The sequence below is a fragment of the Butyricimonas synergistica DSM 23225 genome, assembly GCF_000379665.1.
GTDB lineage: Bacteria > Bacteroidota > Bacteroidia > Bacteroidales > Marinifilaceae > Butyricimonas > Butyricimonas synergistica.
Map to the genome: position 1 here is coordinate 627,420 of NZ_KB903359.1, position 23,945 is coordinate 651,364.

At 43.7% G+C, this 23,945-nt stretch carries 24 protein-coding genes; 11 read left to right on the top strand and 13 right to left on the bottom strand.

Annotated features, from left to right (window positions below; translation table 11 throughout):
* Positions 1-21: 21 nt before the first annotated feature.
* Positions 22-783 (bottom strand): MBL fold metallo-hydrolase, encoded by a 762-nt coding sequence (locus A3CY_RS0102740; protein ID WP_026207229.1) that lies wholly within the window; start codon positions 781-783, stop codon positions 22-24.
* A 74-nt stretch (positions 784-857) separates the two neighbouring features.
* On the opposite strand from A3CY_RS0102740, the gene A3CY_RS0102745 reads away from it, so the two are divergent.
* Both A3CY_RS0102745 and thiD read left to right on the top strand, forming a co-directional pair.
* Positions 858-1,565 carry an SAM-dependent methyltransferase gene (locus A3CY_RS0102745; RefSeq protein ID WP_018336366.1) on the top strand — a complete coding sequence of 236 codons (708 nt, stop codon included), beginning with the start codon at positions 858-860 and terminating at the stop codon, positions 1,563-1,565.
* Between the two features lie 14 nt (positions 1,566-1,579).
* Positions 1,580-2,389, top strand: coding sequence for a bifunctional hydroxymethylpyrimidine kinase/phosphomethylpyrimidine kinase (gene thiD / locus A3CY_RS0102750; protein ID WP_018336367.1), 810 nt, complete (start codon positions 1,580-1,582; stop codon positions 2,387-2,389).
* A 77-nt stretch (positions 2,390-2,466) separates the two neighbouring features.
* Here thiD and A3CY_RS0102755 read toward each other — a convergent pair whose 3' ends face one another.
* From A3CY_RS0102755 to A3CY_RS0102770, 3 genes are all read right to left on the bottom strand, one after another.
* Positions 2,467-3,051: an alpha/beta hydrolase gene (locus A3CY_RS0102755; protein ID WP_018336368.1), complete on the bottom strand. Its 585-nt coding sequence runs from the start codon at positions 3,049-3,051 to the stop codon at positions 2,467-2,469.
* 447 nt (positions 3,052-3,498) lie between these two features.
* Complete coding sequence (locus tag A3CY_RS0102765) at positions 3,499-4,047, bottom strand: NADH peroxidase (RefSeq protein WP_018336370.1); 549 nt, start codon at positions 4,045-4,047, stop codon at positions 3,499-3,501.
* Positions 4,048-4,071: 24 nt separating this feature from the next.
* On the bottom strand, positions 4,072-4,503 hold the full coding sequence (locus A3CY_RS0102770; protein WP_018336371.1) for a Fur family transcriptional regulator: 432 nt from the start codon (positions 4,501-4,503) through the stop codon (positions 4,072-4,074).
* A 222-nt stretch (positions 4,504-4,725) separates the two neighbouring features.
* Between A3CY_RS0102770 and A3CY_RS22825 the strand changes: the two genes are divergently transcribed.
* From A3CY_RS22825 to A3CY_RS0102785, 4 genes are all read left to right on the top strand, one after another.
* Positions 4,726-5,061 (top strand): hypothetical protein, encoded by a 336-nt coding sequence (locus A3CY_RS22825; protein ID WP_155828163.1) that lies wholly within the window; start codon positions 4,726-4,728, stop codon positions 5,059-5,061.
* 57 nt (positions 5,062-5,118) lie between these two features.
* A complete protein-coding gene (locus A3CY_RS0102775) occupies positions 5,119-7,254 on the top strand; it encodes a TonB-dependent receptor (RefSeq protein ID WP_026207230.1) in 2,136 nt (711 codons plus the stop codon).
* Between the two features lie 26 nt (positions 7,255-7,280).
* Complete coding sequence (locus A3CY_RS0102780) at positions 7,281-7,895, top strand: hypothetical protein (protein WP_026207231.1); 615 nt, start codon at positions 7,281-7,283, stop codon at positions 7,893-7,895.
* 307 nt (positions 7,896-8,202) lie between these two features.
* Complete coding sequence (locus tag A3CY_RS0102785) at positions 8,203-8,823, top strand: superoxide dismutase (RefSeq protein ID WP_051082700.1); 621 nt, start codon at positions 8,203-8,205, stop codon at positions 8,821-8,823.
* Positions 8,824-8,900: 77 nt separating this feature from the next.
* On the opposite strand, the gene A3CY_RS0102790 is transcribed toward A3CY_RS0102785, so the two are convergent.
* From A3CY_RS0102790 to A3CY_RS0102820, 7 genes are all read right to left on the bottom strand, one after another.
* The gene (locus A3CY_RS0102790; protein WP_018336375.1) at positions 8,901-10,031 is read right to left on the bottom strand and encodes an AAA family ATPase; all 1,131 of its coding nucleotides are present in this window, start codon (positions 10,029-10,031) and stop codon (positions 8,901-8,903) included.
* 126 nt (positions 10,032-10,157) lie between these two features.
* Positions 10,158-12,329 carry a S46 family peptidase gene (locus A3CY_RS0102795; protein WP_018336376.1) on the bottom strand — a complete coding sequence of 724 codons (2,172 nt, stop codon included), beginning with the start codon at positions 12,327-12,329 and terminating at the stop codon, positions 10,158-10,160.
* A gap of 29 nt (positions 12,330-12,358) precedes the next feature.
* A complete protein-coding gene (locus tag A3CY_RS0102800; RefSeq protein ID WP_040371243.1) occupies positions 12,359-12,940 on the bottom strand; it encodes a Maf-like protein in 582 nt (193 codons plus the stop codon).
* 2 nt (positions 12,941-12,942) lie between these two features.
* Positions 12,943-13,887, bottom strand: a complete 945-nt coding sequence (locus A3CY_RS0102805; protein ID WP_018336378.1) for a geranylgeranylglycerol-phosphate geranylgeranyltransferase — start codon at positions 13,885-13,887, stop codon at positions 12,943-12,945.
* A gap of 16 nt (positions 13,888-13,903) precedes the next feature.
* Entirely contained in the window at positions 13,904-14,431 is a 528-nt protein-coding gene (locus A3CY_RS0102810) for a KdsC family phosphatase (RefSeq protein ID WP_018336379.1), read from the bottom strand.
* 21 nt (positions 14,432-14,452) lie between these two features.
* Positions 14,453-15,292: a Rossmann-like and DUF2520 domain-containing protein gene (locus A3CY_RS0102815; RefSeq protein ID WP_018336380.1), complete on the bottom strand. Its 840-nt coding sequence runs from the start codon at positions 15,290-15,292 to the stop codon at positions 14,453-14,455.
* 2 nt (positions 15,293-15,294) lie between these two features.
* Positions 15,295-15,774: a hypothetical protein gene (locus A3CY_RS0102820; protein ID WP_018336381.1), complete on the bottom strand. Its 480-nt coding sequence runs from the start codon at positions 15,772-15,774 to the stop codon at positions 15,295-15,297.
* A 154-nt stretch (positions 15,775-15,928) separates the two neighbouring features.
* Between A3CY_RS0102820 and A3CY_RS0102825 the strand changes: the two genes are divergently transcribed.
* The 5 genes from A3CY_RS0102825 to A3CY_RS0102845 all read left to right on the top strand — a co-directional run bounded on the left by A3CY_RS0102825 (position 15,929) and on the right by A3CY_RS0102845 (position 22,038).
* Positions 15,929-16,717, top strand: a complete 789-nt coding sequence (locus tag A3CY_RS0102825; protein WP_018336382.1) for an aminotransferase class IV — start codon at positions 15,929-15,931, stop codon at positions 16,715-16,717.
* Positions 16,718-16,826: 109 nt separating this feature from the next.
* Positions 16,827-18,200, top strand: coding sequence for a serine hydrolase domain-containing protein (locus A3CY_RS20065; protein WP_018336383.1), 1,374 nt, complete (start codon positions 16,827-16,829; stop codon positions 18,198-18,200).
* Positions 18,197-19,321 (top strand): glycerate kinase, encoded by a 1,125-nt coding sequence (locus A3CY_RS20070; protein WP_018336384.1) that lies wholly within the window; start codon positions 18,197-18,199, stop codon positions 19,319-19,321. The genes A3CY_RS20065 and A3CY_RS20070 overlap by 4 nt, the downstream gene beginning before the upstream one ends.
* Before the next feature lie 119 nt (positions 19,322-19,440).
* Positions 19,441-20,514: a butyrate kinase gene (gene buk, locus A3CY_RS0102840; RefSeq protein ID WP_018336385.1), complete on the top strand. Its 1,074-nt coding sequence runs from the start codon at positions 19,441-19,443 to the stop codon at positions 20,512-20,514.
* 132 nt (positions 20,515-20,646) lie between these two features.
* Positions 20,647-22,038, top strand: coding sequence for a hypothetical protein (locus A3CY_RS0102845; RefSeq protein WP_018336387.1), 1,392 nt, complete (start codon positions 20,647-20,649; stop codon positions 22,036-22,038).
* A 70-nt stretch (positions 22,039-22,108) separates the two neighbouring features.
* On the opposite strand, the gene A3CY_RS0102850 is transcribed toward A3CY_RS0102845, so the two are convergent.
* Both A3CY_RS0102850 and xpt read right to left on the bottom strand, forming a co-directional pair.
* Positions 22,109-23,254 (bottom strand): M20 metallopeptidase family protein, encoded by a 1,146-nt coding sequence (locus A3CY_RS0102850; RefSeq protein ID WP_018336388.1) that lies wholly within the window; start codon positions 23,252-23,254, stop codon positions 22,109-22,111.
* Positions 23,255-23,342: 88 nt separating this feature from the next.
* Complete coding sequence (xpt, locus tag A3CY_RS0102855) at positions 23,343-23,909, bottom strand: xanthine phosphoribosyltransferase (protein ID WP_018336389.1); 567 nt, start codon at positions 23,907-23,909, stop codon at positions 23,343-23,345.
* Positions 23,910-23,945: the final 36 nt, after the last annotated feature.

The following is a 23,945-nucleotide window of genomic DNA, read 5'->3' on the forward strand; positions in this document are numbered from 1 at the left end:
GGAAATTTTTTTTAGCAATAATCAAAATTCGAAAGCTAACATATCGTATGCCAACTTCACGTTGTCGGGCAATTCGTCGGAAACCTCCCCGTGTAACCCCATTTGATGACCGATATGTGTGATATACGCTTGCTTCACGTTCAACCGCTTCACGACCTCCAATGCCTGTCCTAGCGTAAAATGGGATAGATGGGGTTCTTTGCGCAAAGCATTGATCACGAGATACTCCACTCCCTCCAGTTTTTTCATACTTTCTTCTGGGATAAAATTGGCATCGGTAACGTAAGCGAAATTTGCGATACGGAATGCCGTGATCGGTAGTTTATGGTGCATCACCGTGACGGGAATAACCTCAACGTCATCAATCCGGAAAGGTTCCTCTTCCACCACGTGAATATTCATTTCCGGTACCCCGGGATACCTGAATTTCATAAAAGCGTAGTCGTAATCCTTTTGTACTGCCCTCATGGTTAAATAATTACAGTACACCTCAACCTCTCCCTGTTTCACCCAGTTAAACGCTCGTATATCGTCCAAGCCTCCGATATGATCTTTGTGCTCGTGTGTCAACAACAACGCTCTCACGTCCTTCACTCCTGCCCGCAACATCTGGGTGCGGAAATCGGGTCCGGCATCTATAATCAACTTCTTATCTCCTATATCAATCATCGCGGAACTTCGCAACCGTTTATCGTGTTCATCCGTAGAGCGACAAACCTCGCAATCACAAGCAATCACCGGTACTCCTTGCGAAGTTCCACTTCCTAATATCGTAACTTTCATCCGTTCACAACTATTTACCGCAAAATTAATAAGATTCGGAATAATCCCGTATATTTGCCGCAAACAATTTATTTATGGGAAAATTATATTTGCTTCCTAATTTATTAGGAGAAACAACCGTCGAGCGGGTAATCCCCTGCGACGTGATCGACGTGATCAAACGTATCCGGATTTTTGCCACGGAAAATATCAAGAATACCCGGCGGTACCTGAAGAAAATAGATAAAGCGATCAATATTGACGAACTTACTTTCCTGGATTTGAACGAACACTCGGACATCAAGGATATAGAGACGTATATACCTTATTTAAAAGATAATGACATGGGTATAATCTCGGAGGCCGGCTGTCCTGGCATTGCCGATCCGGGGGCAGAACTGGTAGCGTTGGCACACCGCCACAACTATCAAGTGGTACCGCTTGTCGGTCCCTCGTCCATCCTGCTCGCGCTCATCGCTTCGGGGTGTAACGGTCAGAATTTTTCTTTTAACGGTTACCTCCCTGTCAACCGTTCGGAACGCGTGAAGGCATTGAAAAACTACGAGAAACAATCAGCGGCAGAGAATCGTACCCAAATATTCATCGAAACGCCGTATCGTAATTTGCAGTTACTCGAGGACATCGTGTCCTCCCTCTCTCCCGTAACGCGCCTCACGGTGGCTTGTGACATCACGACAGAAAACGAATATATAAAAACAATGCAGGTAAAGGATTGGAAACACGAGAAGCCGGACATAAATAAGCGTCCGACGATATTTGTCTTGTATGCCAGACCGTTTTAATAAATAGAATCACGATGAGAACTTATAAAAGAGTTTTATCCATAGCCGGTTCCGATAGTGGCGGAGGTGCCGGGATACAAGCTGATCTGAAAACCATTTCAGCGTGTGGCTGTTTTGCTATGACCGCCATAACTACGGTTACCGCGCAGAATACTTTGGGGGTAAAATCAATAGACCCCCTTCCCGTTCGTGTCATTGAAGCACAGATCCGGGCTTGTCTGGATGATATCGGGGCTAATGCCGTGAAAATCGGTATGCTGCATTCTATCGATGTTATCCGCACGATTGTAAGGGTGTTGCGGGATTACCCCGTGAAACACATCGTGGTCGACCCCGTTATGGTTGCCACCTCCAGCGATCTTCTCGTGCAGGAAGAGGCTATCGCGATACTTCAGCAGGAACTTTTCCCGCTAGCATCCGTGATTACCCCGAACACCTTCGAGATTGAGATATTATCCGGGATGAAAATCAACACGCAGGAAGACTTGTATGCCTCCATTCCGAGAATGAAAAATATAGGCGCCCGTAACATACTTCTGAAAGCCGGACACCTGGAATGCGAGGAAATCACCGACGTGCTGGTAGACTACGAGAACAACCGGGAATATCGTTATACCACGAGAAAGATCGACACGGTGAACACGCACGGGACAGGCTGTTCTTTATCGTCTGCCGTAGCCGCCTATCTCGCCCACGACTACCCCATGGAGAAAGCCGTGAAAGCAGCCATCGACTACCTGCACGGGGCAATAGAAATCGCAGCGGAATATAGAATCGGGCACGGACATGGTGCTGTTCATCATTTCTATAAATGGTGGAAATAGAGGAAATAGTAGATAGTAGGATATAACAGATAAAAGGGGCTGTTTGCACAGCCCCCTCAGTATATAGTGTGTGGTTGTCAATGTGTTTTAAACCAACGGAACACGTTACGGACAGTCTTGTCCAGCACAAGTGGGTCTTCAAAATATTGAGCGTGGGTTACAGAACCTTCCCATATCGCTAATTTTTCTTCTGCGCGAATTGTGTCATACACGCGTCTCGCCGCTTGGTATTCCTTCTCGTTCTCACCACCGTGGATAACGATAGTAGGCACTTTTACTTTTGAAGCCTCTTTCCGCCTGTAACAACCAGATACAAGAGCTATTGCCTTCAATCGTTTATCGGCTTCCGTTCCCGCCAATACTTCGTTTGTACCGTTACAAATACCGATGGCGTACAACTTGTCCGGGTCTACTTCTTCCTTTAAACTCAAGTAATCGATAGCAGCTTTCACGTTCTGCATCTCTTCCAATCCCAATACCACGTACCCGTAATTTGCCAAACGCGTTGCGTATTGCAACGATACCGGGGTTGTTGAGGTATTCTTGGGTCCTAAAATTATGATAGCCGGTTTCTTCCCTTTTTCTCGTGGGTTGCACAACCATCCTTTACTGTCTATGCCTTTATCTGTTAAGGTGACGTCCTCGCATCTATAAGTTCTCATACAAATTTCCGTGTTAAATGAATTTGTACACGAATACGGGAAATAGACACACAAGGTTACGTTAATAATACAAAAAAAATCGGAAGATATAGTTACACGACACGTAGAGTGTACAATCATACAGAGAACCCATCGTAAACCCAAAGAAGATTAACCCTAATAATACCTCTCCCTCGTTCTATCTCCGTTTATACTGTATACCTCCTATAATCTTTTATATAGAAACATTAGAGCAAAAACGACCACAACACGACAGTGTGAGATTATTACCTTGGATTTTCCTCGGTTTCTCATTGGGTTTTCAGTAAAAACACAGGAAGAAAAAGACAAATCCTATTTGTGTTTTTTCGATACGGGGAAAAGGGGAAATTCAATAAAAAAAATCGGAGCCATCCTTTGTAAAAAGAAATGGCTCCGATACATTTATCGGAATCCGAATATTTAAAACTATTTAAAATAACGGTTATAAAGTCCTTCAAAACCTTTCCCGTGACGTGCTTCATCTTTACACATCTCGTGTACGGTATCATGGATAGCATCCAAATCCAACTTTTTAGCTAAAGTAGCGATCCGTTTTTTATCCTCGCAAGCACCAGCCTCGGCTTCCATCCGCTTTTTCAAGTTTGTTTTGGTATCCCACACGCACTCGCCTAACAATTCAGCGAATTTGGAAGCGTGTTCTGCTTCTTCCCAAGCGTAACGCTTGAAAGCCTCGGCAATCTCCGGATAACCTTCACGATCAGCTTGACGGCTCATTGCCAAGTACATGCCGACTTCCGTGCACTCCCCGTTGAAATGTGCTCTCAATCCTTCCAAAACCTCCGGGTCAACACCTTGGGCTACACCGATACGATGCTCGTCAACAAACGTAAGGGCACCTTCCGTCTCTACCAATTCTTTGAATTTGCTTTTCGGTTGTTTACATTGAGGACAAAATTCAGGAGCTTCATCTCCCTCGTGAACGTAGCCACATACAGAACAAATAAATTTTTTCATAACGCACTCTTTTTAATGAATTAATTATATGATTTTTCCTTTCTCTTCCGCACATTTCTTGCAATACCCTTTATAATAAAGGTGTGTTTCCGTGATTATCAACTCCCCCACTCCTTCCAACACGATTGCGTCCCGGTTCTCTATCGGAATATCGTACACGCACCCGCATCCCAAGCACATGAAATGGGCATGATCGCTCGTGTCAATATCAAACCGCACATTTTTTTCGTCGATCACGAGAGCCTTCACTGCCCCTTGCTCCATGAACAGGCGCATGGTGTTGTACACCGTTGTTTTCGACAACGTGGGCATCACCGGGTACAACGCACCGTATATCTCATCAGCCGTGGGATGTACCCTGTTTGCCATAAGATAATCCATGATAGCCATTCGCTGCACGGACGGCTTTATATCATATCGTTGCATATACTCTCTCGTGTCTTGAATTGTATTCATTTCTAATTTGTAATTATTACAAATTTATATCAAGTGCAAATATCGTTATCTTTTTTATAATCGCAACGAATTCTAGTTGATTTTGTCGTAATTTAGAAATATTCTAATTTTCATACCGGGAAATTCCCGTGTAATTACCGGGTGATACGATGTAAGTCACCCATAATAATAGTTTTTTCTTTCTCTTTCAATTATTAGCTAATATTTTTATAGATTTGCAGTATGTTTTTCATAGGACCATCAGTCAATATATTCGTGTACCTGCTTGTTTCTGCTTTTTTCGTGGTCTGTTTCTACTCGAAAAGCGAGGCAAAGCACCCGGGAGTTCTTCCGGGGAATGTCGTTCATGTTTATCATTTCACAACAAACGAGGAGGTTCATTACCACGAGGTACACAAAGAACAAAAAAGGACTGAAGTCAAGAAAACATTTATTCCGGTCTACGACAGTCATGAATGGCTATCGTACACACCACCGGCGGAGTATAAAAATCCCCGTTTAACCCTAAAAACGTTGAGAGCGCCCCCGACGTGTCCTTGTTTAACTATGTCCATTTAAAAATTTATTACAGGACAAATGACAGACACGTTTAATCATTTATTCATTGATAAAAATATGCGAAAACTATATAGTACAGCGCTATTATTGACACTTTGCGGTACTTTATCAGCTCAACGTTCAGCGGTCGTGCAGACAAACGATTCCACGTTCAGCGCGATCAAGCAATTGCAGGAAGTGACTATTAGCGCCGAAAAAAGAGAATTGTCTATCAGCGAGATACCCATTGCCTTGAGCGTGATCTCGGGTAAATACTTGCTGAACGAGAATAACCCGGACTTGCGCAACCTGTCGGGAAGAATCCCAAACTTTTATATGCAGGAAGGCGGGTTGAAACTCTCTACCCCACTTTACGTGCGAGGAATCGGGACGGTTTCGGGAACGCCACCCGTCGGGCTGTACGTGGACGGGGTGCCGGTATTCGACAAGAATGCTTTTATTTTCGATCTCTACGATATTAAACAAATCGAGGTATTGAGAGGTCCGCAAACCACTCTCTACGGGCGAAACAGTATTATTGGGCTGATAAATATCAGAACGAACCCACCTGCCGAGACCTTCTCGTTACAGGCGAAAGCCGGGGTTTCGAGTTACAACTCTCAGAATTATATGCTCACGGCAAATCTCCCCCTCCGAGATTACTTGTATAATAAGGTATCCTTTTCGTACAACCGAACGGACGGGTATTTCAAGAACGATTTCACGGGCGGAAAACCTAACAAATCCGATTCGTACAACGTGCGTTACCAGGGGCGGCTGCACACGAACGACACGTGGCAGGTTACCTTGGGGGCGAACTACAACCATAGTTTCGACGACGGGTACGCTTACCATGCCATCGATTCATTGAAAGTTCACCGCTACCGGGTAAATTACAATGCCAACGCTTCCTACAAGCGGGATTTGGCTTCAGCTTACCTGAATGCCCGTAAACTTTTCGACCGGACCGCATTGAGCTGGATTACATCCTATTCGTGGACGAAAGACGAGCAAGAACTAGATGCCGATTTTACATTCCATGACGTGTTTCAAAACCAGAAAGAGTCGAAGCAAAATCTGGTGACTCAAGAGATCAATTACCAATCCACGGCAAGCGAAAAACTCGATTGGACAATCGGGACGTTCGGGTTCTACAAGGACTTGACGAACGATTATCTCGCCACGTTCGGTGCGGAACGTAAATTATTGCTTCCTCTCAACTTGGACAAGACGCTGTATTACAACAATACGAACACGTGGGGCATAGCGGGTTACGGGCAGGTTACTCTCAAGAATATACTTCCTGGGTTGTTTATCACCGTGGGATTGCGGTACGATTACGAGAAAGCGTCCCTTGATTACCGGGATAGTTTGTTATTCCACGGGGCTAAAGATTTCTCCGGCTACCACGATTGGGAGGAGGACAACTCGTATAGTGCCTGGTTGCCTAAATTCTCCGTTCTGAAGAAGTGGAACACGCGACTCTCCGCTTATGCCAGCGTTTCCAAGGGATACAAGGCGGGCGGTTATAATATCATTGCGAATGACATGACCTCACAAGTCGTGAAGTTGGAGTATGACAAAGAAACTCTTTGGAATTACGAGATCGGGACAAAATACTTCAGCCGAAACGGGCGTTTCAACGTGAACGCAGCTCTTTTCTATATTGATTGGAAAGACCAGCAAATCTTCGTGATGGAGATGATGGGACCTAGCATCAAGAATGCCGGGGATGCCCGCAGTTTTGGAGCAGAAATGGATTTGACGTGGGAATGCTTGCCCCACTTGACTTATTTCCTTGCAGCGGGTTACAGTAATTCGGAATATTACCACCATCTGACGAAGGAGTACGAGGGTAACAGGATCGTGATGGCTCCCGAATTTACCATGAACACGGGATTTTCCTACCAAAAGAAAGTAGATATATCCTTGTTCAAGTCTTTCATGGCATCCACTTCCGTGACTGGTTTCGGAAAACAGTATTTTGATGAAGCAAATACCTTGAAACAGAATCCTTACTTCCTGTGGAACATGGATTTCGGTGTTTCCGGGAAATACATAGACTTTCACCTGTGGGGGAAAAATATCTTGAATAAAGCCTTTTTCTGCTACATGTTTAACAGTCCGGTAGGCAAAAATCTACCCGAATACCTGAATTCCGGTCAATCCGGAGCTCCTTCTCGATTCGGGGCATCAATAACTATTAAAATTTAAACGACAAATCTTTAATTAATCTAAGTATGAAAAACAAATTAATGTATCTAGTGGCTGTGTTATTTGCGGCGTGTGTAGGGTTCTCATCTTGTGGTGATGACGATGATGATGATATCCCCGTAGAATTTTCAGGAACCTGGAAGTTTGATAAAACTCATTTTGTTTTCGATTATTCTGAAGAAAATATTACAATTCCCAGCATGGATCCTATGACTCCTCAAGAAATAACTAATACGGTTATTCAATTGGGAAATGAAAAAATGGGAGAATATTTCACAGGAATTCGGTTTGATTCTAAAAAGGACCTTACAATCTTGATGAAAATAGATGGAGCAAATAAAGAGTTAAGTGCAACATACGTAGTACAAAAATCGAAGATTGATGTTACACTTAATAAAGATGAACTAAGTGTACTTGTAGGAAAGGATATACCAATGATGCCTGCTATTAGTTTAATATACGAGATGGGAACTACCGATCTAACTCTTTTTATTGATAAAACATATATTCAGACTCTATTGTCTATCGTAGATAACCTTGATTTAGATTTATCAATGCAGGAGCAATTAATTTTTACAGCTGCTAAAGCGATTTTGAATAAAACCACGACACTCGAAATTGGAGCAACTCTTAAGCGCTAATTAATACCTTTCCCCGGCACATCGGTGACCGGGGATTTTTTTTAATTTCTCAACGTACCGTATTGTTTTTATATACTTCTAAGTATTTCTCTCGAAATATTTATTATCTGTTTTTCGTCTTCTCACCCGCTGTTTTCTAGGCTTCTCTCCTATTTTCGTATTTATACCTCCCTAAAAATTTTTCCGAATAATGAAACTTTTTTTATAACTTATCGTTTCTATCTAATAGAATCACTAAATTTAAAAACAGTTTAATTTAAAACATAAGAATATGAAACCAGAAGAATTCAAAGATTTAGACGTGTTGATGTCATCTGATATAATTAATAAAAGAGGTGCAGACAATAAATTTCAATTACCGACCTTACCTTACAAAGAAAACGCTTTAGAACCCTATATCAGCGAGAGAACGATCCAATACCATTATGGTAAACATCTTGCTACCTACATCACGAACATGAACAATTTGATTGCCGGAACGGAATTTGAAAAAATGTGCCTGGAAGGTATCGTGGTCAAGTCCGAGGGCGGAATATTCAACAATGCCGCGCAGACTTACAACCATATATTCTATTTTGAAACCTTCCAACCGCACAATGTCGCAAAGACTACCCCTACCGGTAAAGTGAAAGAATTGATCGATAAATCTTTCGGTAGCTTCGATACTTTTAAAGAAGCTTTCGCGAAAGCAGCCACTACCTTATTCGGTTCAGGATGGGGATGGTTGGTTGTTGGCAAAGACGGGAAACTGGAAATCATGCAGACAAGCAATGCCGACACCCCATTGAAACATGGTAAGAAACCGATACTAACAATCGACGTTTGGGAACACGCTTATTACCTGGATACCCAAAACGCCCGCCCGAAATATATCGAGAACTACTGGAATATCATCAACTGGGACGTTGTCAACAAACGATTGGCATAATACGAATCTATAAAATAACAAGGTCGTAAAATTAATGATAAACATTGATTTTACGACCTTGTTATTTTATAGCCCGTTCAATAATTTGCGTTCAACCAAATGGCAAAAAATTTGTCATACACGGCATATGTCCCGTGCTCGGACGTGATAAAATCTTTTTCCAACAATCCTTTTAGTGCAGCTTGCACGGAACTCGGCGAGGTAAGTTTGTATTTTTTCACAAATGCCCCGGAAGTAATGTTAGTCGCTTTCCCCTCCTTGGAAATGGAAACAAGCAAGCCTTTTTGACGTTCGGGCAATCTGAAGAGAGTTTCCTCGTAGTTGTATCTGTAGCTGCTGATAATACTTTCCTGGGCTATCTCTATCATTTTCTCGCAACATTCCTCACCCTTCTCTGTCAACATGAAAAGAGTGTTGAACATCTTCTGGATATACCACGTGATTCCCTCGAAACGCCTATAAACGGTTTCCACGATTCCATCAGCGATCTTTTTACCCGCTTTCTCGAAATGGCAACGAACGAATGCTGTATATTTATCAATATCAATACATTCCAAATACATCATCGATACGCTTTGATAAAAAGGACGGGACGCACTCAAGAACATATTTCCCATTACGTGCCGTTGACTACCGGCAAAAATGAACCGGGCATTCGTGCAGTGTTGAACGTGCGTTCTCAATAAAGCTTCCACGTTATCTTCCGGGTAAGAAGCTATTTGCTGAAATTCATCAATAGCCACAATACACGGTTTACCTGCTGCTTTCAGATACTTGAAAATCTCGTCCAGCGTGACATCCGAGTCATGTATATCTCCTAACTGCACATTGAAAGAGGGATTACCCGAAACATCGAAAGAAATTCCTGTTTGCAATGTCTTCACGCAACGGATGAAAGTTTCCAGGGCTTTTCTGCCAAAGGGTTTCAATTGCTCTACGATTACTTTACTCAAGGAAAACACGAAATCCCGCAAAGACTTCGTGGCATATATATCCACGAAAAACGTGTAATATTCCTTGCTTATTTCATGCCGGGCAAAACAATGCATAATTAATCCGGTCTTCCCCATTCTTCGAGTCGAAATTAAAGCAAGATTGTTACCGTTAGCCACCTGTCTTACTAATTCCTCGCTTTCAAGCTCCCGATCGCAAAAATATTCCGCTGACACGTATCCTCCTGTCACGAACGGATTGTTTACTTGTACCATAAAACGTAATTTTATTCTCAATACGCAAAGATAATAATTATCTTATAATAATTGAATCCCATCTACACGAAAAAGAGGTCAGAATAACCTGACCTCTCGAATATAAAATACGATCTGAAATATATTCTAATGAATAATCTCCATCTCTTCTATCAAATGTTTTGCTCCCGCGTATTTGTCTATGATAAAAAGCACGTAACGGATATCAACCGCTATATTCCGGCAAATCTCGGGACTGTATTGCATATCTGACATCACCCCTTCCCACGCACGGTCGAAGTTCAGACCGATCAGATTGCCTTCCGCATCCAACACCGGACTACCGGAATTTCCGCCGGTCGTGTGGTTGGTAGCAATAAAGCATACCGGAACCTCCCCGTCCTGCGTGTACGGACCGAAATCACGGTTCTTGTATAGTTCCCGTAATTTCTGCGGAACATCATAGTCATATATATTCGGGTTATCTTTTTCCATAATTCCCTTCAATGTGGTGTAAGGCGTGTAATACACGGCGTCTAGTGCCTTGTAACCAGCCACCTTGCCGTAAGCGATGCGCAACGTGGAGTTGGCATCCGGATAAAAGATTTTGTCAGGCTGCATTTCCATCAGACCTGCCATCCACAGACGGTTCAGACTATTTATCTCCCTTTCGATGCGTCCTAACTCGGGACGGATTTTCTCCATGAACAAGTTTTGGATGCCTTCCATCATCATGTATATCGGGTCTTTCTCGATTTTCTTGATCGTTTTATCGTTCAAATTATTCACGAATGCCAACAGACGATCCTCGTGGGCAAATATCGATTTCTTGAACAGATCTGCCGCATACCGCTCGTAAGCGTTTCCTTTGGCATATTTCGGGGAAAGACGTACAACTTCCGGTATCCATTGATTATCCAAATCCTCGTTGTTATATAATTTAAGCATTTCAACCAGAATGCGTTCATCTGTTGCGACATCGTAATCTTTATAGAAAGATTGGATGTATTCTTTCACCCTTTGTTTAAAAATCTCTTTGTCGTTGGCTTGGTCGTAAACTTCCAGAATCTGTTTTATATTACGTGCTAACTCGATCACTTCCGCACCCCGCAACCCAGCCTCGGTAGCGTAAGCGGCTGCAAGAATATATTCCTGACGAGCATCATACAAATTCTTGTAACGGTCAACCAAGCCGATATATTCCGTTTTCCCGTTCGCTTGTGCCCATTGGTTGAAATTCCGCTCTAGGATTCGTTTGTTGTCAGCAGTGCTGAATCGCTCCAATCCCTTGATCTCTCCCTGCCATTTTTTCCAGGCGTTGGCAACATTGGCTGCTTTAGCCGCGTATTTGATACGTAATAATTCATCCGATTCCATAGCCGCATTAATCACGTCTAACTTTGCCGTTCGAATCTTGATCTTGTGCGGGTCTTCCACGCTAGCGATCTGATCGATAGCATAAGAAGTCAAATACTCGTTCGTCGTTCCGGGATAACCGAAAACCATGGTAAAATCACCTTCTTTTACCCCCCGGGCAGAAACCTTGAAGAATTTAGCCGGTTTGTAAGGGACGTTATTGGGTGAAACGGCAGCGGGTTCATTGTCCGGTCCAGCGTAAATACGAAGTACTGAAAAATCACCCGTGTGGCGAGGCCACGTCCAGTTATCCGTGTCACCCCCGAATTTACCGATAGCCGAGTTAGGCGCTCCGACCAAACGTACATCCCGGTAAATTTTGAAAACAGACATGAAATACTGATTCCCGTTAAAATAGGGTTTAATATTTGCTTGCAAATTCGTGCCTTTGACGGCTTCTGCTTCAAGCTTACGACTAACTTCCTTTATCTTTTTAGCACGCTCTTCCTCTGACATATTGCTATTTAAGGCGGCATTGATCTTCTCCGTCACGTCTTCCATACGCACAAGGATAGAAGCCGTCGTTCCGGGATTGGTCAATTCTTCCTTTTTCGAGTTCGCCCAAAAACCATCACGCAAGTAATTGTGTTCCAAACTAGAGTGAGCTTGTATCATACCGAAAGCACAATGGTGGTTCGTGATCATCAATCCCTCGTCACTCACGATTTCTCCCGTGCAAAAATGCTGAAAAGGCGATCCCTCTCTCCCGAGACCAACCACGGCATCTTTTAACGAAGCCTGGTTAATATCGTAGATGTCTTCCGCCGTTAACTTAAATCCGGCTTTCTGCATATCTTCAATGTTGTATTTCTTCAACAACATCGGTATCCACATCCCTTCATCCGCGAAACCCGGTAAGGCAATCAGTATGAAAGCCAAAAAACATAATGTAATTTTTCTCATTTACTGGTATTTTAGATAGTTATATATATTTAAAATTGTAACATTCGTAAAGTTTCGTACAGTTTCTGCACCGGAAGCCCCATAACATTATAAAAAGACCCCTCGATACGTTCGATACCGATGTAACCGATCCACTCTTGTATGCCATAAGCCCCGGCTTTGTCGAAAGGTTTATATACATCCACGTAATACTCTATTTCTTCGTCAGATAACTCTTTAAAAAATACATTTGTCAATGCCGAGAAAGATATCTGTTTTGTCTTTGTCGTTACGCTCACGCCTGTCACCACCAAATGGCGATTTCCCGACAATTCTTGCAGCATTCCGATTGCTTCTGCCCGGTTGGCGGGTTTCCCGAGTATTTTACCGTGGATACATACCACCGTGTCAGCAGTCACCAGCACTTCATCCGGTTGCAGTTCCTCCCGGAAAGCCTCTGCTTTCACTTTAGAGAGATATTCCGGCACTTTCTCCAAAGGCAAATCCTTCGGGTAGTCCTCCACTATTTTCTTCAATCTTACTTCAAAAGTAAGCCCTGCATCTTTCATCAGTTGCTGCCTGCGGGGAGATGCTGAAGCCAATATGAGTTTGTAATTTTTTATTGAATACATCTTTATGCTTGACAATTAAAGAAGTGATGCAAAAATAAGCTGATACCAATGCACAAGGCCATAATCAAACGAATCAACCTCAACTGGAATTTCATCTTGTCATTTTTCAGCACGGAATACCCGTACACGAGGTATGGAACGATCAGCCCGATCAGAAAATAAACCAACATAACGGCGGAAGATCTGAATTCCATGATAAAAAATACGACCAAAGAGATCAAACATACCGCTACCAACGTGATAATAACTTTACGAGCCACGGGAATACCGCATTTTACCGGGATGGTCATGATGCCTTCTGCCCGGTCGCCATTGACGCTGTACATATCCTTGTTTATCTCGTAAATCAACATATTCAAGAACAAAAAATAAGCGAAACAGGAAGTCCAGTAAAATACGTTGTTAAAATCCATTTGGGTTTTCACGATGACATCTGAATAAGCCTCGTTGAGCAAAGGAATTTCAAAGGTTGCCACCGTGAGGGGAATCAACCCCGCTAGAAAAGCCACGATCAAGTTACCCCACAAAAAGCGTTTCTTGAAACGGGAAGAATAGAACCACAAGATAGCTGAAATTACCAGAAACAGGAACACGATTTCGCTATGATGAACGTTGCGAGCCAGATAATAAGCAATACCGACGGCAACCATGTTCAACAGGGTATGAAGGGTAATTGCAGCACGACGACTGATCGTTTTCCCCACGATCACGGGTCTGCTACCGGAAATCCGGTCTGCCTTCGTGTCAAAATAGTCATTTATGACATAGGCAGCCGATACCAAACAACACACGGCAATGACCAAAAGTGAAAAATCACCCTCGGGCATTTGTAGATCAACCCCCTCTTTATCCAGCAAGGGAAGAATAACCAAAAATCGCATGGCATACATCGTGAATGCCGTGAAAGCGATTGTTCTTAACCGTATTAATCTGAATATTTCCAACATACGTTATCTTTTGTAACTACATACATTTCACGTGGCAATGGGTATCCATCCATTCTCCTTTGGCTTTCAATACCTGGGAAACGACGTCGCGCACGCAACCAAGTCCCCCGGGTGTATCCGAGATATACCGTGAAATAGCTTTGATTTCCTCGCAAGCGTCTGCCGGACACACTGGCATCCCCACGATGGTCATCACATTGTAGTCCGGTATATCATCTCCCATGTACATCACGTTCTCGGCATTCAAGCCGTATTTTTCCAGAAATTCGTTCAACGCTTCCACTTTGTTCGCCACGCCTAAATAGACTTCCTTAACTCCCAGCTTGTTGAAACGTTCTTTTACTCCTGGGGCATAACCGCCGGAAATAATACATACGGGGTATCCTTTCTTCACGCAATACATCATCGCGTAGCCGTCTTTCGTGCAGGATGTCCGCACCAAATCACCCTCCGGGGTTATATTCATCTCGTGACGAGAAAACACACCATCCACATCAAACGCGAAAGCTTCTACTTTTTTCAATTCCTCTTTGAACAGTTTCATGTTATATTGTTTTTATATTATCTACCATAATGTAGGCATATCATTAATCTCTGATGACGACGTCTTGGGCTCATCCGTACTCTCCTTCACCTGTGCTTCCTTGATTCCCTCCGACAGTAACGTGTATATTTTCAATAATTCCTTATCTTGCTTCAACATACTCTTGTGCATATTCATGATACTCTCGTCACCCCGTTTAGCGGGTCCGGTTTGGGCTTCCTCGGGTGTCAGAAGCATCACTTTATGCGCCGTTTCGAAAATCAAGGGGCGTAACATTGCGAATGATAATCCATTTTCTTCAAGCAATTTCCCTGCCACGCCATACAAGTAGTTCGGGAAATTACAAGCAAACACGGCGGCAAGGTGCAATTCTTTGCGTTGCTGTGAATTTATAGCATGAATCTTACTCGATAACTTCTCCGCTAATATTTTGATTCTACCTGAAACACTTGAAGAACAACCCTCTATGCACAAAGGTATCTCGTCGAAGTCCAAATCTCTTTTCTTGGAAAAAGTCTGCACCGGATAGATTACCCCGTAATGCTTCGAGAAAGGTTTCAATACATCCATCGGCAAGCTTCCGGAAGTATGTAACAAGAGTGCTTCCGATTTTATCCTAACCGTCTTCAATAAAGACGATAACGAATCGTCACTTACACAAAATATATAAATATCACCATCCGGGTATATCTCCCCGATTTCCGCCGTGTAGGATATACCTGTTTTTACACCTAACGCACGGGCGGACTCGATCGTGCGGCTATATATCTGGCATAGGTTCTCGCCCGCTTTCAACAAAGCTGAAGCCAAATGATGTGCCACATTTCCCGCACCGATCAATATAATTTTCTCCTGTTCCATAATTAATAAGCAATATTTTTAGGAGGTAAGACACCACTTTTCAAAGCTTCTAGCAAACGCTCGCTCGCCTTGCATATATCCTCGTGAAAATCCTCTGAAATCAATACTAATCTCCCGTTGATCATTTGTAAATGTTTGTATCCCATGCTATTCCCCGATTGGTTCAATAATATTAAATCACTCCCGGGAATAAAGGTATGAGTCATTTGGTTGCGTAGTTTATCATACAAGAAACAATTATCATTTAACATTCGATAACGTCCTCCGAACAATTTCTTCACGGCAAGGGAAAAACGTTTTGCCGATTGCCCTTTTGCTTTCATGGGTTTGTTGTCCAGAAAGCTTCCCAGTACTTCGACCGCCTGCCCCATGATGACAAATTGCATATATGATAGCCCGGCATTCTGCAATTTAGCGATCTCTTTTTCAACCACTTCACGTAAAAAATGCTCGATTCTTTCTATTTGTTCTTCTGTTTCCATACGTTAGTCAAAAGTAATGCGAATAATCGAAAGTTACAAATATTCACGGGGTGTTCCGAAAGGGAGATAAAAGTACATATTATTTTTATGAACTTTTCCGTCCGGATAATCGTTTTAAAGCATAAATTTGCGCTGCAATAAAAGGAGATAAATTATGATGCTATTTAACAACGAACCGATTGACAATAAAGAATATTCCGAGGAAATCTTGAACCACGGATTAAGTCTTTACGAGGTTTGCCGGGTCTTCCGGGGAAAAGTTATATTTCTGCATGACAATATTTTAAGACTTGACAATTCAATTAAAAAATCAGGCCTGAAGATCGATATTGCCGATTTGAATGTAGAAGGGAAATTGAATCGTCTGATAGACCTCGAACACATCAAGGAAGGTAATATAAAATACGTGTTGCACGTTTCCCCCTCGGGCATCGACGAGTATGTCTACCAGATCAAACACTCCTACCCGACGGAAGAAGCCTATCAACATGGAATAGAAACGGTTACTTGCCGTGCCATGCGGGAAAATGCCGAGGTGAAATACATCAATTCCGGTTTGCGGGAAATGACCAACAAGATCATGCAGGAACAAAGAGTTTACGAGGTGCTGCTTATCGATAAAGAGGAATATATCACGGAAGGTTCCCGTTCCAACGTGTTCTTCATCAAAGACAACACCCTGTACACAGCCCCGCTTCCCCACGTACTGCCCGGCACGAGCCGTAAACGTGTATTGACGATCTGCGAGGAAAACAGCATACCCGTTGAAGAAAAAAGAGTGGCTTACAAGGAATTATCCGCTTATGACGCCGCTTTTATCACGGGTACTTCCCCGCTCGTGTTGCCCATCCTGCATATCGACAAAATCACCTTCAACCCGCGCCATCCCTTGCTTGTGAAGGTCATGGAACGCTACTTCGATTTGTTAAGCAAGAATTTTTAAAACTGTTTTACATGGATTTGCTTTGATAAAAAATACATTTTTCTTAATATTGCAAGCGTAATGTTCTTTTCTTCTAGAATGTTACGCTTTGATTTTTTAATAGCATATAATGAAATACACGATAATACTTATATTACTACTTCTCGTACTTGTTATCATTCCCTGGAAATCTCACCCCGAGAAGTTTCAGGACGAGCAGGCTCCCCCTCAAGATACGCTGGTTACAGCCATTCATGATTTATTCACCAACGAATTTTCCGATTTAGACGAAACGAAACGTTTAGATCAAACCATTCAACGATTTATGAATCAATGGGAAATAAAAGGGGCATCATTGGCTATCATGAAAGACGGTAAATTGATTTACAGCAAAGGATACGGGTACGCCGATGAAGAAAACGGAATAAAAACAGACGTGAACCATATCTTCCGTATTGCTTCCGTTTCCAAGTTAATCACCGCGGCAGGCATCATGAAGCTGGTCGAGAACGGTAAATTATCATTGGATGACAAGGTGTTCGGGGAAGACGGCATATTGAACGACACGACGCTTTATTACCCGATCAAGGACAAGAGGACGAAGAATATTACCGTGGAGAATTTACTTCGCCACCAGGGAGGTTTTTCCGCCCGTTACGGCGACCCGATGTTCAAACCCGTGGACATCGCCAAGAAAATGGATGTTCCCGCGCCAGCTGATCTGAATACAATCATAAAATTCGTGTTATCCAGAAGGTTAGGATTCACTCCGGGTACAAGCACGAACTACTCTAACGTGGGTTACGGGATATTGACCAAGGTCATCGAACAGGTTGCCGGGGAAGAATACGAACGTTTCATTCAAGACAGCATATTGATTCCGGCAGGATGCTACGATATGCATCTGGCTCGAAACCTGTACGAAGAACGTTATCTGAATGAAGTGCGTTATTATGAACAAGCGGATGCCGATCTCATTCAGTCGTGTGACGGAAGGGATACTTTGCTCCCGCGCAGTAACGGGGGCAACAACATAGAAGCCCTTTACGGGGCTGGCGGATGGGTCGCCTCTCCTACCGAATTATTGTGCTTCCTGGCTTCCATTGACGGGGATGACACCTATCCGGACATTTTAAGTGGAAGCAGTGTCGAAACGATGGTCAGTTGCCCGGGCTTCTCCCTGCCTATCGGCTGGATGAAAGCGAACAACTGCGGGGATTGGTTACGTTCCGGTACGCTGGCGGGCACCAGTGCCATGCTTAAACGCCAGCATGATGGCTTTTCTTGGGCTTTTATCACGAACACGAGCAACTGGACAGGACCTCATTTCCCACAGAAAATCGAACGCATGATCTATCAAGCAATGAACCGGGTAAAAGAATGGCCGGACCGCAATTTGTTCGACCCGGCATATTGTAAAAACTACCACGACCAAAAGAAATTACTTGCCAACGAGGAAAGTCCAAAATTTGGTCCACCCACGCCAGACAACTTGAAGCTATGAATTTCTTGCATGGACGCCATGTCTTACTCGCACCCAACGCCTTCAAAGGGAGTTTAAGTGCTTTTGACTTCTGTAAAATAGTCGAGGCTGAATTCGAGAAATGCGGCTTGTCCACTCTATCGCTTCCCCTCGGAGATGGTGGAGATGGGACTGCCGAAATCATAGCCTGGTACATGAAAGCCATTCCAGTCGAAACTATCACCAAAGATGCGTTGGGAAGGGAACGCATGTCATTCTATTACAGGCATGAAGATACCGCAATCATAGAACTGGCGGCTGCCTGTGGCTTAAAACATTTGAAACGGGAGGAATACGACATTCTAAACACGAACACTGCCGGATTCGGGGTATTAATTAATCACGCAATTGCACACGGGGCAAAGGAATTAATCCTCTGCGTTGGGGGAAGTGCCAGCGTTGACGGTGGCACGGGAGCCCTTCGGGAAATGGGGTTGACAATTGTAAACGGGGATAGTTTGAATAATAATTATATTACAGATATTAAGGATATTAATATTGATTTTTTACAGGATAAGTTTAAGGATATTCACATCACGATCCTGTGTGATGTAGACAACCTGCTTTGTGGCGCTGAAGGGGCGGCAGCCGTGTTCGGACCACAAAAAGGAGCCTCCCCCAAGCAAGTTGTCATGCTAGACAAGCAATTGCATTATTTTGCGGACTTATTGCACATGAAAACAGGCAAAGAAGTACTTCACTTGAAACACGGGGGCGCAGCCGGAGGCATCACGGCAGCCATGTACGCCCTGTTGGACGCCGATCTTGTATCCGGTTCATCATATTGCCTCTCTCTCGCCCGTTTCCACGAACATTTAGCCGGGGCGGCAGTCGTCATCACCGGAGAGGGAAAAATTGACCTACAATCGCTCTACGGCAAGATTCCGGGTACCGTTGCTTCCCTTTGTAAACAACAAGGAGTACCTGTTTACGCCATCACCGGACTTTCGGACAAACAAGTAACCCCTTATTTTGACCAAATATTCACTTTAATCCACTACGCCCGTTCGGTGAACGACTCCATCACGAATGCTTCCCACTACTTAAAAATAGCGACACAGGCACTTATTGACACCCTGTACACCTCCGCTTATTCGGATTGATTCTCTATAATAAATAAATTATCACTTTTCCTTTGAGTTTTGCTTACAATTTATAAATTTTGCAGCCTCAAAACGTGCGAAAAAGAATAATTATTAATACAAAGATAACATTTAATACTATGTCATTTAAAATTCTCGCGATTAACCCGGGTTCTACATCCACGAAAATCGCTATCTTCGAGGACGAGAACGAGAAGTTTGTAAAGAACATTAAACATTCTGCAGAGGAGATTGCCAAATTCGACAACGTGGCTTCTCAATTCCAATTCCGTAAAGACATCATTCTTTCCGAGTTAAAGAGTGCCGGATTTGATATTAACGAAATCAACGCAATCGTTGGAAGAGGTGGTTTAGTTAAACCTATCGAATCAGGTGTGTACGAGGTAAATGAAGCATTGATTCATGACTTGAATAATCCTCCGATGGGTGAGCACGCTTCTAATTTAGGAGGTCTGATCGCAAACGATATCGCTAAATCGCTTGAAAATGGAGCAAAAGCATATATCGCCGATCCGGTTGTCGTTGATGAATTACAGGACGTGGCACGTATCAGCGGTCACCCTGCATTCAAGAGAGTTTCCATTTTTCACGCTTTAAATCAAAAAGCGATCGCCCGCACTTATGCCAAAGAGATCGGGAAAAAATACGAGGAAACAAACTTGATCGTGGCTCACTTGGGTGGCGGCGTTTCTGTCGGGGCACACTTGCAAGGACGGGTGATTGACGTGAACAACGCTTTAGACGGCGACGGTCCTTTCTCCCCCGAACGTTCGGGTTCGCTTCCCACGGGACAACTCGTGAAACTTTGCTTTAGCGGGACCAAAACGGAAGCAGAAATAAAGAAAATAATTAAAGGCGAGGGTGGTCTGGTAGCTCACTTGGGAACGAATGACGCTTACGAGGTAGAAATGAAAGCAAAGGAAGACCCGAAATATAAACTGATCCAAGACGCCATGTCTTACCAGGTAGGTAAAGCTATCGGGGCAATGGCTGCCGTGCTGAAAGGTAAAGTGGATGGTATCCTGTTGACAGGGGGTATCGCCTACAACCCCTTCCTCGTGGATTACGTGAAAGAAATGGTAGGTTTCATCGCTCCCGTGAAAGCTTACGGCGGCGAAGATGAAATGAGAGCCTTGGCAATGAACGGCTTGATGGTTCTTCGTGGTGAACTCACCGGGAAAATCTACAAATAAATAGTTTTAGGTTAGTATAAAATCGGAAGTCTGGGAGTCTATGGCTCTCGGACTTTCTTCATTTAAGCCTATAAAACCTATATTTATTCAAATTATTTGTAGTTTTGTAGCAATTAAAAAACTCAATAACAAATGAAAATATCGGCTTATTCACTTGGTGTGCTAGGTTTACTATTTGCTTTTATCCTCCCTAGCAACTGTATGGCGCAGGACGTGCCTTTGAAAAAACAGGATCTGAAAACAAAAGCAAAGATAACTGCCTTCTTTTCTGATTATCTCTCCGGTAAAGAGGATTCTTTTGAAAGCAAAACAACGATCAAACCCTCCGATACGAAAAAAATGCAGGCTCTCGTGTGGGCGGCTTGGAAAGAAGCAAACAATAATTTCAGGGAAGAGAAACTTATTAACCTTGAAAAACTGGAATTGGCAAAATCCGGCAAATGGACTCTTCCCAAGACCCTTGAACCCAATGCGATTATGCCTTATTACTGGGGAATCAAAGGGGATGCTATGCCTGAAGGCGGTTACCCGCTGTACTTGTACACGCACGGTTCAGGACACAAAGACAGTGAATGGCAAACCGGACTCTCTATATGTCAGAGATTCGATGATGCCCCCTCCGTGTATTTCATTCCTCAAATCCCCAACATGGGCGATTACTACCGTTGGTGGCAAAAGGCAAAACAATTTGCATGGGAAAAGATGTTGCGTCTGGCTTTTGTTTCCGGGAAAATCAACCCGAATAAAGTATATTTCTTCGGTATTTCGGAAGGCGGATATGGCAGCCAACGGCTTGCCTCGTTCTATGCCGACTATTTAGCCGGAGCCGGTCCTATGGCTGGAGGCGAACCTCTTAAAAATGCCCCCGTGGAAAATTGCAGGAACATCGCTTTTTCATTACGCACGGGAGCAAAAGATGTGGGTTTCTACCGGAATAAACTCACGCAATACACGAAAGATGAATTTGACCGGTTACAAAAATTGAACCCGGGAAGCTTCATTCATAAAATAGAACTCATCCCGGGTATGGGACACGGTATCGATTATCGCCCCACGACCCCGTGGTTAAAAGAATATACCCGCAACCCTTACCCGAAATTTGTAAGCTGGGAGAATTTCGAGATGGACGGATTATATCGTGACGGATTTTACAATCTAGTCGTAAAAGAGCGTTCCAACAATGATGATACCTCCCGCACTTACTACGAAATGAATATCCAAGATAACAGCATCACCCTTAAAGTTGATCTTGTCACGTACAAAGCAACGGAGATCGACCCGCAATGGGGTATTCAGTTGAAATTTGACAAGACTTATCAACCCGCCACGAAAGGTAAAGTAATCATTTATCTATGCGATGAATTGGTAAATCTGGATAAAGAAATCACCTTGACGGTCAACGGGAAAGAAGTTTTCAAAGGTAAAGTCAAACCGGAACTCAAGCATATTGTAAATAGCTGTGCAACATTCTTTGACCCGGCAAGACTATACCCGGCAGCCATAGAAATTGATCTGGCGCAATAAAGATTTTCCCATCGTTCATAAATCCCGGTTTATCTCACGATTGCCGGGATTTATTGTACCCTTCTCCCTGTTAAAATACCCGTAAACAGTTCTCCACCATCAAGGCGATCCCCGTTCTTATGGCATTCTCATCCGGTGACATCTTCGGATTATGCAACGGGGGCAGGCTTTCCTGTTCCGGTGGGCGAACTCCCAGTACCCAAAAGGCTCCGGGAATCTTTTCCAGATAGATAGCGAAATCCTCTCCCAGGGTAAGATGATTCATGGGAATCACATTCTCTTCCCCAAGAAGTTCCCGGGCATTCTGCTCGACAAATTTAGTCAATCGTTCGTCGTTCACGAGTACGGGCAAGCCATTCCAAGTCTTATCCATCGTGAAAGTACACCCGTATAAATCGCAAATCTCTTTGGACTTCTCCTCTATCAACTCGAATATCCGGTAACGCAAAACGTTATCGTGCGTCCGGACCGTCCCCAATACTTCCACCTTATCCGGAATCACGTTATTACACGTCCCGCCGTGCACGGAAGTGATTGAAATCACTGCGGGAATCAATGGATCACGGAATTTCGTGACCAACGTCTGGTAAAATTGTATCAAACAAGCCGTTGCCAGTATCGGGTCAGACCCCATGTGGGGCATTGCCGCATGAGTACCCTTTCCTTCCACGGAAAAAATAATGTTATCGGAAGAGGCAAAAAATGCCCCTGGTCGAATGCCTATTGTTCCTGTCGGGAGATTCGGGAAAACGTGTTGCCCGAATATAGCTTGTGGCACGGGATCTTTCAACAATTCAGGCAGCAGAAGACGAGCCCCTCCCGGTCGTTTTTCCTCGCTGGGCTGGAAAACCACTTTCACGACACCCTGCAATTCCCGCTCCCTTGATTTTAATACAATAGCTGCCCCTAACACCATAGCCATGTGCATATCGTGCCCGCAAGCGTGCATCATCCCCGGCTGGAGAGAACAATAAGGCAACCCGGTTTCTTCCGTCACTTTCAAGGCATCCATATCCGCCCGGATAGCCACGCACTTCTCCCCTTGCCCGATCATCGCGATAATACCGGTTCCAACTGTACAATATCGGATTTCGTACCTATCCAATACACTTACAATATAGCGTTGTGTTTCCACTTCCTGCATCGCGAACTCCGGATGCTGGTGGAAATAACGCCTAAACTCAACGGCTAACGGAAAAATTTCTTCTATACTCATATTAATTATTAAAATAACAACCTAAATAGATTGTTTTTATAGGGATGGCAGAACTCTCCTGTTTATTCATGCTCATGGCTAGCTCGGGTTATCGGATTTTAATCTGGCAGTTATCCAAACTGTCAATAATTGCCAACGACTCGATATGCACGCCTCGCTCCCGCAGCAAGTCCCCCCCATGTTGGAAAGCCTTCTCTATAATGAATCCCATGCCCGCGAGTTCAGCACCCGCCTGTTCTATCAAATCAATAATGCCATTCGCGGCATTCCCGTTCGCCAAAAAATCATCAATAAAAAGAACTCGATCCCCCTCTTTCAAAAAATCCCGGCTGATACAAACATTGTATTCTCTGTCCTTCGTGAAAGACCGGATGGTCGTGGAGATCATGTTTTCCATCGTCTTCGGTTGCTTTTTCTTCGCGAAGACCACCGGCAACTCCAAAAGATAGCCCACCATGATCGCCGGAGCAATACCACTCGCCTCTATCGTCATCACCTTGTTGAAATCCTTATTGGCAAAACGCCTCACGAACTCCACCCCGATGGATTTCATCAGAATCGGGTCCATCTGGTGATTAATAAAACTATCCACTTTCAAAATTCCCCCTTCAAAGCATTTGCCATCCTGTAATATCCTTCTTTTCAGTAATTCCATATATCGAATGATTATTGCACGTTTTCAACTACAGGG